Below are 12,416 nucleotides of genomic sequence, written 5' to 3' on the forward strand. Positions count from 1 at the left end.
CGAGGAGTGGCTGCTCGTCCGTGAGCGGCGACTCGACTCGGTGGCCGCCGAGCTCGCCGCCGGACTGCTTCCCGGCGAACCCTGCGCCGTCTGCGGCGGCACCGAGCACCCGGCGCCCGCCTCGCGCAGTCCGGTCGGGAGACGTTCGCGCGCCGTCCGCTCGGTCGCGCGGGTGCGGGCGGCCTCCTCGGCTGCCTCCTCCCTGAGGTCGAGTGCCGGTGCGACGGTGCCGGCCGCGCGCCCGGCGGTCAGACGGCGGCGCAGCGCGGCGACGTGGTCCGCCGCCGCGGCGAGGCGTCCGGCCCGGTCACGGGCCTCGGCGTGGCGTTGCTGCAGGCGCGCGGTCTCGGTCGTGGCCTCGTGCGCGGTGTGCGCGGCGGTGTGGCGGGCTTCCGCGGCTGCGGCGGCCTGCGCGGTGCGGTCGCGGTCCTCCCGCGCGGTGCAGCGGGCCACTGCCGCGTAGCCGAGCGCGGCGTCGGCGCGGTCCTCCCCGGGTGCGGGGGCGCTCTCGGCGGGGGGCGGCGGCGGTCCGCCTCCGGTGGCCTGGTGCACACGGTGGAGCAGGTGGTCGACCGTGCGGTCGGCGTCGCGCAGCGTCTCCAGGGCGGTGGTGCGTTCGGCGGCGAGGTGCTGCTCGGCGGTGGCGAAGCGGCTGGTGTCGAAGAGCCGGCCGAGGAGCTTGGCACGGTCCTCGGCGTCGGCGCGGAGGAACCGGGCGAAGTCGCCCTGGGGCAGCAGCACGACCTGGCAGAACTGCTCCCGGTTCATGCCGAGGAGGGTGCCGATCTCCTCGGCGATCTCCTGGTGGGACCGGCTGAGGGGACGCAGGGCGCCGTCCGCTGCGCGCTCCGCGAGGAGGCTGACGGCCTTGTCGCGGGTGTTCCCTGCGCCGCGCTTCTTGGGGCGGAGCTGTTCCGGTCGGCGGGTGACCTCCAGGCGGCGGCCCTCGACCGTGACGTCCAGGACGACCTCCGTCGCCACCTCGGGTGCCGCGTGGTGGCTGCGGAGGGCCCCGAGGTCGGCACGGCGCGTGCCCGGCACGGAGCCGTACAGGGCGTAGCAGACGGCGTCGAGCACGGCGGTCTTACCCGCTCCGGTGGGCCCGTGCAACAGGAAGAGGCCGGCGGTGCCGAGGCGGTCGAAGTCGACGTGCTCGGTGCCGGGGTAGGGCCCGAAGGCGGTGAGGGTCAGCCGGTGGAGCCTCATGCCGGGCGGTCCTCCGCCCCGCCGCTCCGGGGCGGGGCGACACGGCCCGCCTCCAGTGCGCGGTCCAGCAGCTCGGTCTCGGCAGGGGTGGGTCCGGACCCGGGGCGCACGTGCCGGACGAAGTCGGCGGCGATCTCACGGTCGGTCCGGCCGCGCAGCCGCTGTGCGTAGCTGGTGGCGCCGTCGCCGGGGACCGGGTCGGGGTCGAGGACGAGGCTGATGAGGTGCGGGAAGCGGGCGCGGAGCCGCGGCATGGGTTCCTCGGGGCGTGCGGGATCGGTCAACGTCGCCTCCACCCAGTGCTGTTCGAGGCCCTCGTGCGTCGGGTCGCCGAGGAGGTCCTCGATGCGGCCCCGGATGCGGCCCAGGGGCCGCGGCACCGGGTGGGGCACGGTCTCCGCGAACAGCTCGCCCGACGGCCCCAGGTCGATCAGCCACATGGACTTGCGGTGGGACGCCTCGGAGAAGGAGTAGGCGAGCGGGGAGCCGGAGTAGCGGACGCGGTCGGAGAGGGTCTGCGCACCGTGGAGGTGCCCCAGGGCGGTGTAGTCGAAGCCGTCGAACAGGGCGGCCGGGACCGCCGCCGCTCCCCCGGCCGTGATGTCCCGCTCGCTGTCGGAGCCGACGCCCCCGGTGACGAAGGCGTGGGCGAGGACGACCGAGCGGACGCCGGGGCCTCGGCGTGCGAGGTCGGCGCGGATCCGGTCGGCGGCGGCGGCGAGCACCTCGCGGTGCCCGGCGCGCTCGACCCCGAACTCGGCGCGCGCGAGGGCGGGTTCGAGGTAGGGGATGCCGTAGACGGCCACCGTGCCGTGTGCGTCCTGGAGCAGCACCGGGCGGTCGCAGCTCGCGGGGTCGGTCCGCAGGTGGACGCCGGCACGCCCGAGGAGGCCGGCGGCGACCCCGAGCCGGTGCGGGGAGTCGTGGTTGCCGGAGATGATGACGGCGGCGATGCCGTGTTCGGCGAGGCGGTGGAGGACCTCGTCGTAGAGGCGTACGGCGGGCAGCGGCGGCACGGCCCGGTCGTAGACGTCACCGGCCACCAGCACCGCGTGGACCTCGCGTTCGACGGCGACGGCGACCAGGTGGTCCAGCGCCTGCCGCTGCTCGTCCACCAGCGGCACGCGGTGCAGACCGCGCCCGAGGTGCCAGTCGGAGGTGTGGAGCAGCCTCACAGAATCGCCCCGACCCGCACGTGTCCCCCTCCTGCGCCTCGGGATCCGGCACGACGCGACCCGGGCTCGCCGTCAACGGCCACCACGCTAGCGCATCCGTCCGCTCCGCCCTCCACCCGTCGGGGGCCCTCCGGTCGGGCGCACCTCCGGCCGGCGGGTCGCCGCCGGGACGCGCCGCCGTCCGGGCTCCGGTCAGGGCCCGCCGTACCAGTCGTCGCCGGGTTCCAGGGTGGCGGTGCCGGCGGTGGCGTCGGCGAGCCACGCGGCGAAGGCGTCGAGTTCGTCGCCGGGCAGGGCGGTGGCGATGGTGACCACGCTGCCGTAGGCGACGTCCCGCACCACGTGGCCGCGGGCACGGAGCTCGTTCTCCAGCTTCCCCGCGCGCTGGTGGTCCACGGTGACGGTGGCGAGCCGGTACCGGGTGCGGGTGACGGTGCCGAGGGTGTCGAGCGCGGTCCCCACGGCTCCGCCGTAGGCGCGGATCAGACCGCCGGCCCCCAGCTTGGTGCCGCCGAAGTAGCGGCTGACGACGGCGACGACGCAGCGGACCTCACGGCGGGTCAGCATCTGGAGCATGGGGAGGCCGGCGGTGCCGCCGGGCTCGCCGTCGTCGGAGCACTTGCGGACCGCTCCGTCGGCGCCGAGGACGTAGGCCCAGCAGTGGTGCGAGGCGGCGGGGTGGCGTTCCCGCTCCCGGGCGACGGCCGCCGCCGCCTCCGCCTCGGTGGCGGCGGGGTCGAGGGTGCAGACGAACCGCGACCGGTTCACCTCGGTCTCGTGGACCCCGGGGCCCGGCACGGTCAGGTAGCGGTCGGGTGCGGACATGGGGCCACCCTAGGTGCGGGGCGAGCGGCGGCCGGTGGCGGGACCGGACCCCGGCCCGGCGGCGGCCCGCCGGGCGGGCGTCGGCCCCGGGAATGGCCGCGCGCCGACGGCGGTTGGCAGCGGTATGTACGGAGACGACGGGACGGTGCGCTCGATACTCGCGCCGGCGCGAGAGACCTGGGCCGTGGTCGGCCTGTCCGGCAACCGGGCGCGGGCGGCCCACGGCGTGGCGGAGCTGCTCCAGCGGTTCGGCAAGCGGATCGTGCCGGTCCACCCGAAGGCGGAGACGGTGCTGGGCGAGCCGGGGTACGCCTCGCTGTCCGACATCCCGTTCCCGGTGGACGTGGTCGACGTGTTCGTCAACAGCGCGCAGGCGGGGGCGGTGGCGGACGAGGCCGTGGCGGTCGGTGCGCGCGCGGTGTGGTTCCAGCTCGGGGTCGTCGACGAGGCCGCGTTCGAGCGGGTGCGCGAGGCGGGGGTGGCGATGGTGATGGACCGCTGCCCGGCGATCGAGCTGGGGCGGCCGGAGTTCGCGGAGCTGCGGCCCGCGACGGGGTGACGACCGGCGCCGCGCTCGGCGTACCAGGTCGGTCCTGGTCAGCCGTCGCCCGGCGGCGGTCCCGTCCAGGGGACGGGAGCCGGTGTGCGCAGGGGAGGCTGCCAGCCCTCGTCCGCGGTCCACCGGCGCACCGCCCGTGCCGGGACGCCGGCGACGACGGTGTGGTCCGGTACCTCTCCGCGTACGACGGCACCGGCCGCCACCACCACGTTGCGGCCCAGGCTCGCGCCGGGGAGGACCACCGCGCCGGCGCCTATCCAGCTGCCGGCGCCTATGGCCACGGGCGCGGCGCGCGGCCACTGCAGTCCGACCGGCCGTGCCGGGTCGTCGTAGGAGTGGTTGGTTGAGGTGATGTAGCAGTACGGCCCGAGGAAGACGTCGTCCGCCACGGTGACCGGTGCGTCGGCGACGATGTGGCTGCCCCGGCCGAGGACCACGCCGTCCCCCAGCGTCAGCCGCAGACCGGGGCCGAGGTCCAGGTCGGGCGCCATACCGACGGTGAGGGTGACGTCCTGTCCGATGACGCACCCGGCGCCCAGGGACATGTACCCCTCGCCGAAGACGGTGCCCTGCGGAAAGGCCAGGCGCGTCCTCGGCCCGATGTGGTGGAAGGCGTAGGGTCCCGGCCGGTCGGCAGTGACGGCCGCCGCCTCCCGCAGGCGCCGCCACAGGGCGTGCGCCACGCCGGAGGCGGCGCGGCCCGCGAGACCGCGCAGCGCGGTCAGCACCGCCGCTCCCGTCCGTCCGCGTACCGCGTCATGGCGGTCAGTTGCTGGGGCGGAGGGTCCAGACGACCGTCATCTCACCGGTGACGTCGCCGTTCTCACGGCGGAGGGTGACGTGGACGTCGAACTCCGGCCGGGTTCCGGCGTCGAGGTCGGCGACGACGTCGCCGATGGGTCGGCGCATCACGGCAGTCGCGGTGATGGGGCCCATCGCGAGCTTGCGGTAGCCGATCTCCGCGCGGACGGCGAGCGGGACGGCGCGGCCGAGCTGGTCGGCGAAGGCGGCGAGCACGATGGCACCGGAGGCCGACTCGGCGAGCGTGAACATCGCCCCGGCGTGGGGGCCCCCGACGTGGTTGCGGTACTCCGGCCGGTCCGGGAGGCGGACGACGGCCCGCTCGGCCGTGGTCTCGGTGAACTCCAGTCCCAGGGTGCGGGCCATCGGCACCGAGGCGACGAGCTGGTCCCCGACAGTGGGCGTACGCGCGGGCGTGTTCTCCGTCATGGCCGGAACGTTACCAGCCGGTAGCGCGGTCGGGGAGGGCACGTTCCCGCCGGAGCCGGGCGGCCGTCGCCGGGGCCGCGGCCCCGGCACGCGGAAGGTCGCGGACGGCACCGGCCGGCGGCTCACCCGACGGTGAAGGCCCCGTCCGGCGGCCGGGGCGAGGGGACTCCCGCACCGCCCGGCGGACGGGCGTCGCCGACGAACCGCCGCAGTGCCTCGCCGTGGACGACGCGTGCGGGGAAGGCGTCGGCGGCGCAGCCGCGGATGATGTCGGTCGTCGGCAGCGGCCGGTCCGAGGCGGCCAGCACCGTGTTGCCGAAGCGGCGACCTCGCAGCACCGACGGCTCGGCCACCAGGCAGACGTCGTCGAAGACCCGCACCGCCGCGGCCAGCTGCGAGCGGAGGAAGCCGAAGGGCGCGGCGTCCGCGAGATTGGCGAGGTGGACGCCGCCGGGGCGCAGCGCCGCCGCCGACGCGCGCAGGAAGGCCGGGGTCGTGAGGTGGGCGGGGGTCCTGTTCCCGGTGAAGACGTCGGCGACGACCGCGTCCACCGACGCGGCCGGCAGCCGGGTCAGCACCTCTGCCGCGTCGCCGTGGCAGAGCTCCACACCCGGGGGCGGCGGGCCGAGGGTGGCGGTGACGAGTTCGATGAGGGCACCGTCGTCCTCGACCACCAGGTGTCGCGAGCCGGGGTGGCGGTGGGCGAGGTGGCGCGGCAGACTCAGCGCCCCGCCGCCGAGGTGGACGGCGCGCAGCGGGTCGGCGGGGGCGACGGCGGCCGTCAGGAGGCGCGCGAGCCGCCGCACGTACTCGAACTCCAGGTGGTTCGGGTCCGCGAGGTCGACGTAGGACTGCGGCACGTCGTCGACCGTCAGCAGCCAGGCGCGCGGTCGGTCGACGTCGGGGAGGAGCCGGGCCGTGCCGTGGGCGACGGGGGCGCTGACGGGCCGGGCGGGTGCGCTGGTCACTCCCCCAGTATCCCCGTGGGCGTCGCCGCCCCGCCCGACACCCGTTCGTACGTGCGCCACGGCCCGGTCTTCTCGGCGCACGGAGTTGTTCACATCCCTTCGGCTAGGCTCGCCGCGTGTCCACCGCCGTTGACGAACCAGCTCCTGTTCTGCCCGAAACGCCTCTCACCCGGGCGGCCGTGATCTTCCGGCTCCTGGTGCTGTGCGCGCTGCTGGGCGGCGGGGTACTGGCGGCGGCGACGCTGGAGCCGCAACGGCTGCTGACGGAGGACACGCTCGGCTCCGCGGGCCTGGGGACCTGGGCCGTCTTCACCCTGGGCTTCGGGGTGCTGAGCGCGCTCATGGTGCCGCGACCGGTCATGGTGCTGGCCGCCGGCGCGCTCTTCGGGGCCGCGGCCGGCACCGCCCTCGCCGTGGCCGGCACGATGCTGGGCGCCGCGGCGGGCTTCGCCGTCGGACGCGTCCTGGGCCAGCGGGCGCTGCGCCCGCTGGTGCGCGGCAGGGCGCTGACGGCGGCCGACCGGCAGCTGAGCAGCCACGGGTTCCGGTCGCTCCTGGTCCTGCGGCTCGTCCCGATCCTGCCGTTCGCCGTGGTCAACACCGTGGCCGCCGTCTCGCGGGTGCCGTGGCTGCCGTTCCTCGCGGCCACCGCGCTGGGCGGCCTGCCCCAGAGCACGGCCTTCGCGGTGGCCGGGTCCCGTGCCACCGACCCCGTCTCCCCCGCGTTCCTGTCGGCCGTCGCCTTCCTGGTGCTCTCCGGCCCGGTGGCGGGCGCGGTGTGGCGGCGCAGGCAGGCGCGACGCGAGCAGGCCGCCGCCCCGCCGGGCCACGAGGGACGGACGACCGACGACACGACCGACGACACCGCCGACGACGACACCACCACCGGCGACACCGCCGGGACCGCCGTGCCGACCGGCGCAGCGGGTGGCGTGACCCGGCCCGACACCGGGACCGCCGTTCTCGACCACAGGGACGAACAGAGCACGCCATGACCTGGTTTGAAGCCCTCGTACTCGGAATCGTCCAGGGACTGACGGAGTTCCTGCCCATCTCGTCGAGCGCGCACATCCGGCTGACCGCGGTCGTGGCCGGGTGGGAGGACCCCGGCGCCGCGTTCACGGCGGTGACGCAGATCGGCACCGAGGTGGCGATCCTCATCTACTTCCGCAAGGACATCTGGGCGATCGTCACCACCTGGACCCGGTCCCTCGTGGACCGCTCGCTGCGCGGTGACCCCAACGCCCGGATGGGCTGGCTGGTCATCGTCGGTTCGGTGCCGATCGCCGTGCTCGGCATCCTGCTCAAGGACACCGTGGAGGGGCCGTTCCGCGACCTCCGCCTCATCGCGGTCGGTTTCATCGTCCTCGGCATCGCGCTGGGGATCGCCGACCGCATGGCCACCCAGGCGGAGCGCGGCGGCCGGCACCGGGCCCGCGCGCCGCTGAAGGACCTCGACCAGCTGTCGGTCCGCGACGGTGTCTTCTTCGGCCTGTGGCAGGCGCTCGCCCTGATCCCCGGCGCGTCGCGCTCCGGCGCCACCATCACCGGCGGCCTCTTCCTCGGGTACACGCGCGAGGCGGCAGCCCGCTACGCCTTCCTGCTGGCGATTCCGGCGGTCATGGGCTCCGGCTTCTACGAGCTGCGGGAGATCGGGGGCGACACCGGGCACGCCGGCTGGGGCGCCACGGTCTTCGCGACGCTGGTCTCGTTCGCCATTGGCTGGGCGGTCATCGCCTGGTTCATGCGCTGGGTGTCGACCCGGAGCTTCATGCCGTTCGTCTGGTACCGGATCGTGGTGGGCGTCGCCATCCTGGTGCTGGTGTGGGCCGGGGTGCTGGAGCCACTGGCGGGCGCCGAGTTCGGCGGCTGACGCCTCGCCGCGCCGGTGGGGGCCGCGCCGGTCGTCCGGTGCGGCCCCCACGGCGCGTCGCGTCACGGGCGCCCCGACGGGGCGCCGCCGTCACGCCGTCACGCTGCGCACGATCTCCTCGCACAGCTCATGGGTGCGCAGCGCGTCGCCGGCGTCGGCGAAGGCTTCGGGCCGACCGGTGCGTACGGCGTCGAGGAAGGCGTGGACGGCCTGCTCGATCCCGCGCTGCCGGGCCACGGGCACCCAGTCCCCCCGGCGTCGCACCGTGGGCTGGCCCTTGTGGTCGACGACCTCCGCGAGGTTGCGGACCTCCCGCTTGGTGTCGGCACCCGAGACCTCCAGGATCTCCTCGGCCGAGCCGGAGAGCCGGTTCATGATCCCCAACGCGGTGAAGCCGTCACCGGCCAGCCGCAGCACCACGTGGTGGAGCAGCCCGTCGCGGACCCGGGCCCGGACGTCCGTGGTGGTGACCTCGCCCGGCACGAGGAACCGGAGCGTGTCGGCGACGTGGATGAAGTCGTCGAAGACCACCCTTCGGGGCTGGTCGGGCAGGCCCACCCGGTGTTTCTGCATGACGATCAGGTCGCGCGAGTGGTCACGGCACTGCGTGTACCCGGGGGCGAACCGCCGGTTGAAGCCGACCGCCAGGGGGAGGCCGCGGGATGCCGCCAGCTCCGTCAACCGGCGCGCGTCGTCGAGGTGGTAGGCGAGCGGCTTGTCGACGTAGGTCGGCACCCCCGCTGTCAGGAGCCGGGTCACCAGCGGCGGGTGCGCCTCGGTCGGCGCGTGCACCAGCGCCGCGTCGGGGGCCGTGGCCAGTAGCTCGTCGAGGTCGGCGTGACGACGGTCCGGCGGGATGTGGAAGGTGTCCGCGACCTCGGCGAGGGTGGCCGGCGAACGGGTGTGGAGATGCAACCGCACCCCGGGGAGTGCGGTGAGCACCGGCAGGTACGCCTTGCGGGCGATGTCGCCCAGTCCGATCACCGCGACTCTCACCGGTGGCTTCCTCTCCTCGCCGGCGCCGCCTTCCGGCACACCGTCCCAGCAAACACGGGCCGTTGCCCGACGTCGCGCAGCCTAGGCCAGGGGCGAGCCTCCCGTCGCGCCGTCCGGCGGCGGGTCGCCGCCGCCTCCGTCCGCCGGCCGGGGTCCGGAGGGCGGGGTCCCGGCCGCGACGTCGGCGAGCCGGTCGGCCAGGGCCTCGATCGCGGCGCGGGTCCGGCGGCCGTGGTCGTCGTCGCCGAGGCGGGCCGCCGCGCTGCGGGCACGACCCAGTTCGTGGCGGGCGGCGGGGACGCAGTCCAGCGCGAGGTGGTCGCCGGCCAGCCGCAGGTACAGCAGGGGGTACAGACCCCGGGTGCCGTCGGACGCTCCGCGCGAGGGCGCCCCACCGGCCTGCGTGCGGGGCACCGGGGACGGCTCGCCCCCGTCGGTACAGGGGGCGGGCCCGGCGTCCACGGCGTCGGCCTCGGCCAATGCGACCAGGTCCCAGCGCAGGGCGGACCTGGGGTCGTCCTGCGCGGCGGCCAGGTAGTGCGCGATGGTGCAGCGTTGCAGCGGTCCGGCGTCGGGCCCCGGGTCCGCCCACAGCTCCGCGAGGCGGTTGCGGGCCTCCTCGCGGTCACCGGCGCGGTGGAGCATGACGGCCTGGCCGACGCGCTGCATCACCGGATGCTGGCTCGGGGTGTGCTGGGGCACCTGCCCTCCCGGGCGGCTGGACGGCGGCGGACCCCGAGGCTAGTCCGGCCCGCTCCCCCGGCGCGGGCCGGGCGCGGCCACGAGCGGCCCACCCGACCCGGGTGGAGCAACGAGCCGGGAGGGGCCGCCGACGGCCCGGCCGGCTCAGCCCGCCAGGTCGGGCACCCGCCAGTCGATCGGCCGGTGGCCCTGCGCCGCGAGGGCCGCGTCGATCCGCGAGAACGGCTTGGACCCCAGGAACTTGCGCGCCGACAGCGGGGAGGGATGGGCGCCGTCGACGATCGCGTGCCGGTCGGTGTCGATCAGCGCCGCCTTCTTCTTGGCGTGGTTGCCCCACAGCACGAACACCACCGGCTCGCTGCGCGCGGACACGGCGGAGATGACGGCGTCGGTGAACTTCTCCCAGCCGCGGCCCTTGTGCGAGTTGGCCTCACCGGAACGGACCGTGAGCACGGTGTTGAGCAGCAGCACCCCCTGGTGGGCCCAGGGCATGAGGTAACCGTTGTCCGGCGCGGGATGGCCGAGGTCGGTCAGCAGCTCCTTGTAGATGTTGCGCAGCGACGGCGGCACCTTCACCCCGGGCCTGACGGAGAAGCAGAGCCCGTGGCCCTGGCCCTCTCCGTGGTAGGGGTCCTGACCGAGCACCACGACGCGGACGTCGTGGTAGGGGGTGGCCTCCAGCGCGGCGAAGACCTCCTCCGGCGGGGGGAACACGGGCCCGGAGGCGCGTTCCGCCGTGACGAACGCGGCGAGCTCCTCGTAGCGGGGGTGCGCGAGCTCCTCCCCCAGGACGTCCCGCCAGGACTCGGGCAGCTTCTCGAACACGTGTGGACCTCCGGTCGCCTTCGCCAGTGACACGCCCGAACGTACCCCGGGGGTCCGACAGTCCTCGGTGCGGTGGGACGGCGGGACGGCGGCGGGCGGTGGACCCCGTCAGGTGACGGTGGCGCCCAGCAGCAGACCTCCGTCGATGAGCAGGGTCTGCCCGGTGATCCAGCCGGAGTCCCGGGAGGTGAGGAAGGCGACGGCGCCTCCCACGTCCTCCGGCGCGCCGAGGCGGCCCAGCGGGTACGCGGCGGCGGCCTCGGCCTCGCGGCCCTCGTAGAGCGCGGCGGCGAAGCGGGTCCTCACCACCGCGGGTGCGACCGCGTTGACGCGGACCCCGGGGGCCAGTTCGTGGGCGAGCTGCTGCGTCATGCTGATGAGCGCCGCCTTGCTGATCCCGTAGGCGCCGAGCAGCGGGAAGGCGGAGACTCCGGCCACCGAGGCGACGTTGACGACGGTACCGCCGTTGTCCCGCTGCCACGCCTCCCAGGTCGCCTGCGCCAGGGCGAGCGCCGAGACGACGTTGACCTCCAGGACCTTGTGGACGACGGTGAGATCCGCCTCGGCCAACGCTCCGACGGCAGGGTTGATCCCGGCGTTGTTGACGAGGTGGTCGACGCGTCCCCAGCGGGTCATCACGCGGTCGACGACCTCCCGCCGGTGGGCCGGGTCGTGGACCTTGCCGGCCACGCCCATCGCCCGCTCCGGACCGAGGTGTTCGACCGCCCGCGCCAGGGTGTCCGGGTCGCGACCTGTCAGGCAGACGCGGTCGCCGCGCGCGACGAGCGCCTCGGCCACCGCGAGGCCGATGCCCCGGCTGGAACCCGTCACGAGCGCGACCTTGCCCTCCGGCGACCGGGCGGCAGCGGCGTCCGCACCGTCGGCGGGCAGCGGGTCCCCACCGGTGCGATCGGTGGTACCGGGGACGGAGTGCGCTGCTGTCATGGGGCGGCCTCTCGGTCGTTCTCTCGCGGTGCCGGCGCGGTCGGCGCTCGGCTCGGCCCTGTTCAGCCGGCGGGACCGCCGGCGACGTACAACGTCTGACCGGAGACGTACCCCGCGCCGTCCCCGGCGAGGTAGGCGACCGCGTCGGCCACGTCCTCGGGACGACCGATCCGCCGGACGGCGGTGCGCGCGGCGATCTCCGCCTCGAACTCCTCGACGGTCAGCCCCGCGCGCTCCGCCGCCGCGGCGGTCATCGCGGTCGCGACGAAGCCGGGGGCGACCGCGTTGACGGTGACACCGAATCGGCCGAGCTCCAGGGCCACGGTCCGGGTGAAGCCCTGGACACCGGCCTTGGCGGCGGCGTAGTTGGCCTGCCCCCGGTTGCCGAGGGCCGAGGTCGAGGAGAGGCTGACGATCCGCCCGAAGCCCGCGTCGACCATGGCGGCCTGGCAGGCGCGGGTCATCAGGAAGGCACCCCGCAGATGGACGGCGACGACGGTGTCCCAGTCGTCGTCGGTCATCCGGAACAGGGCGTTGTCGCGGGTGACGCCCGCGTTGTTGACCAGCACCGCGGGCGGTCCCAGTTCGGCGGTGACGCGCCGCACCGCCGCCGCCACCGCAGCGCCGTCCGTGACGTCGCAGCCGACCGCCAGCGCGGTCCCCCCGGCCGCGGTGACGGCGTCGACGGTGGGCCCGCACTCCGCCTCGGCCAGATCGACGACGGCGACGTCCCGGCCGTCCCGGGCGAGGCGGATCGCAGTGGCGGCGCCGATGCCGCGCGCCGCTCCGGTGACGACGGCGACACGTCGGTCGGTGGTCAGTGGGGCCTCCCGGGGCTGCGGTCGCCGCCCGGGGCGGTGGGGGCCGGGCGGACGCGTGGTCCGATCGGACGCTAGAAGGCGCGGACCGAGGTGTCAACGGTGCCGGGGGCGCGCCCCGCCGGGCCGCGCCTTCGCCCGGACTCAGCGGACCAGCAGCTCCAGCAGGCGCTCCGCCTCGGCCACGGGGTCCGCGGTGAGGCCGGTGTGCACCGGGCCGGGCTGCACCACGGTGCTGCGCGGGGCGGTCAGCCACCGGAACCGCCGCCCCGGGTCATCGCCCGCCGCCTGACC

Annotated in this window: 15 protein-coding genes; 3 read left to right on the top strand and 12 right to left on the bottom strand. The window is 75.7% G+C overall.

Going from position 1 to position 12,416, the window contains the following annotated elements:
• The 3 genes from HCJ92_RS17160 to HCJ92_RS17170 form a co-directional block, all read right to left on the bottom strand.
• The coding region (locus HCJ92_RS17160) for an AAA family ATPase (RefSeq protein ID WP_167934491.1) at positions 1-1,206 on the bottom strand (1,206 nt) is incomplete at its 3' end.
• Positions 1,203-2,381 carry an exonuclease SbcCD subunit D C-terminal domain-containing protein gene (locus HCJ92_RS17165; RefSeq protein WP_167934492.1) on the bottom strand — a complete coding sequence of 393 codons (1,179 nt, stop codon included), beginning with the start codon at positions 2,379-2,381 and terminating at the stop codon, positions 1,203-1,205. The genes HCJ92_RS17165 and HCJ92_RS17160, both read right to left, overlap by 4 nt.
• 192 nt (positions 2,382-2,573) lie before the next feature.
• Positions 2,574-3,206, bottom strand: coding sequence for an IMPACT family protein (locus tag HCJ92_RS17170; RefSeq protein WP_167934493.1), 633 nt, complete (start codon positions 3,204-3,206; stop codon positions 2,574-2,576).
• 124 nt (positions 3,207-3,330) lie between these two features.
• Between HCJ92_RS17170 and HCJ92_RS17175 the strand changes: the two genes are divergently transcribed.
• On the top strand, positions 3,331-3,765 hold the full coding sequence (locus HCJ92_RS17175) for a CoA-binding protein (protein ID WP_167934494.1): 435 nt from the start codon (positions 3,331-3,333) through the stop codon (positions 3,763-3,765).
• Between the two features lie 38 nt (positions 3,766-3,803).
• On the opposite strand, the gene HCJ92_RS25405 is transcribed toward HCJ92_RS17175, so the two are convergent.
• The 3 genes from HCJ92_RS25405 to HCJ92_RS17190 all read right to left on the bottom strand — a co-directional run bounded on the left by HCJ92_RS25405 (position 3,804) and on the right by HCJ92_RS17190 (position 5,963).
• Complete coding sequence (locus HCJ92_RS25405) at positions 3,804-4,493, bottom strand: acyltransferase (RefSeq protein ID WP_167934495.1); 690 nt, start codon at positions 4,491-4,493, stop codon at positions 3,804-3,806.
• A 37-nt stretch (positions 4,494-4,530) separates the two neighbouring features.
• Positions 4,531-4,995, bottom strand: a complete 465-nt coding sequence (locus tag HCJ92_RS17185; protein ID WP_167934496.1) for a DUF4442 domain-containing protein — start codon at positions 4,993-4,995, stop codon at positions 4,531-4,533.
• Between the two features lie 122 nt (positions 4,996-5,117).
• The gene (locus HCJ92_RS17190; RefSeq protein ID WP_167934497.1) at positions 5,118-5,963 is read right to left on the bottom strand and encodes a fused MFS/spermidine synthase; all 846 of its coding nucleotides are present in this window, start codon (positions 5,961-5,963) and stop codon (positions 5,118-5,120) included.
• 116 nt (positions 5,964-6,079) lie between these two features.
• On the opposite strand from HCJ92_RS17190, the gene HCJ92_RS17195 reads away from it, so the two are divergent.
• Together HCJ92_RS17195 and HCJ92_RS17200 are read left to right on the top strand one after the other, a co-directional pair.
• Positions 6,080-6,958 (top strand): TVP38/TMEM64 family protein, encoded by an 879-nt coding sequence (locus HCJ92_RS17195; RefSeq protein ID WP_338054226.1) that lies wholly within the window; start codon positions 6,080-6,082, stop codon positions 6,956-6,958.
• The gene (locus HCJ92_RS17200; RefSeq protein WP_167934498.1) at positions 6,955-7,836 is read left to right on the top strand and encodes an undecaprenyl-diphosphate phosphatase; all 882 of its coding nucleotides are present in this window, start codon (positions 6,955-6,957) and stop codon (positions 7,834-7,836) included. Before HCJ92_RS17195 ends, HCJ92_RS17200 begins: the two co-directional genes overlap by 4 nt.
• A gap of 90 nt (positions 7,837-7,926) precedes the next feature.
• Here HCJ92_RS17200 and HCJ92_RS17205 read toward each other — a convergent pair whose 3' ends face one another.
• The 6 genes from HCJ92_RS17205 to HCJ92_RS17230 all read right to left on the bottom strand — a co-directional run.
• A complete protein-coding gene (locus HCJ92_RS17205) occupies positions 7,927-8,832 on the bottom strand; it encodes a Gfo/Idh/MocA family oxidoreductase (RefSeq protein ID WP_167934499.1) in 906 nt (301 codons plus the stop codon).
• An 81-nt stretch (positions 8,833-8,913) separates the two neighbouring features.
• Positions 8,914-9,534 carry a hypothetical protein gene (locus HCJ92_RS17210; RefSeq protein ID WP_209311246.1) on the bottom strand — a complete coding sequence of 207 codons (621 nt, stop codon included), beginning with the start codon at positions 9,532-9,534 and terminating at the stop codon, positions 8,914-8,916.
• Positions 9,535-9,678: 144 nt separating this feature from the next.
• Positions 9,679-10,359, bottom strand: a complete 681-nt coding sequence (gene ung, locus HCJ92_RS17215; protein WP_167934500.1) for a uracil-DNA glycosylase — start codon at positions 10,357-10,359, stop codon at positions 9,679-9,681.
• A gap of 108 nt (positions 10,360-10,467) precedes the next feature.
• Positions 10,468-11,304, bottom strand: coding sequence for an SDR family oxidoreductase (locus HCJ92_RS17220; RefSeq protein WP_167934501.1), 837 nt, complete (start codon positions 11,302-11,304; stop codon positions 10,468-10,470).
• A gap of 62 nt (positions 11,305-11,366) precedes the next feature.
• On the bottom strand, positions 11,367-12,125 hold the full coding sequence (gene fabG / locus HCJ92_RS17225) for a 3-oxoacyl-ACP reductase FabG (protein WP_167934504.1): 759 nt from the start codon (positions 12,123-12,125) through the stop codon (positions 11,367-11,369).
• Between the two features lie 141 nt (positions 12,126-12,266).
• Positions 12,267-12,416 (bottom strand): DUF3037 domain-containing protein (locus tag HCJ92_RS17230; protein ID WP_167934502.1); only part of this gene is annotated, 150 nt, incomplete at its 5' end.

The organism is Streptomyces spiramenti, assembly GCF_012034385.1.
GTDB lineage: Bacteria > Actinomycetota > Actinomycetes > Streptomycetales > Streptomycetaceae > Streptomyces > Streptomyces spiramenti.

What these genes read in the sequence shown, in the direction of transcription:
- HCJ92_RS17185 (WP_167934496.1), bottom strand. Translation starts at nt 4,995, where the DNA reads ATGACGGAGAACACGCCCGCGCGTACGCCCACTGTCGGGGACCAGCTC.
- HCJ92_RS17175 (WP_167934494.1), top strand. Translation starts at nt 3,331, where the DNA reads ATGTACGGAGACGACGGGACGGTGCGCTCGATACTCGCGCCGGCGCGA.
- HCJ92_RS17170 (WP_167934493.1), bottom strand. Translation starts at nt 3,206, where the DNA reads ATGTCCGCACCCGACCGCTACCTGACCGTGCCGGGCCCCGGGGTCCAC.
- HCJ92_RS17200 (WP_167934498.1), top strand. Translation starts at nt 6,955, where the DNA reads ATGACCTGGTTTGAAGCCCTCGTACTCGGAATCGTCCAGGGACTGACG.
- HCJ92_RS17220 (WP_167934501.1), bottom strand. Translation starts at nt 11,304, where the DNA reads ATGACAGCAGCGCACTCCGTCCCCGGTACCACCGATCGCACCGGTGGG.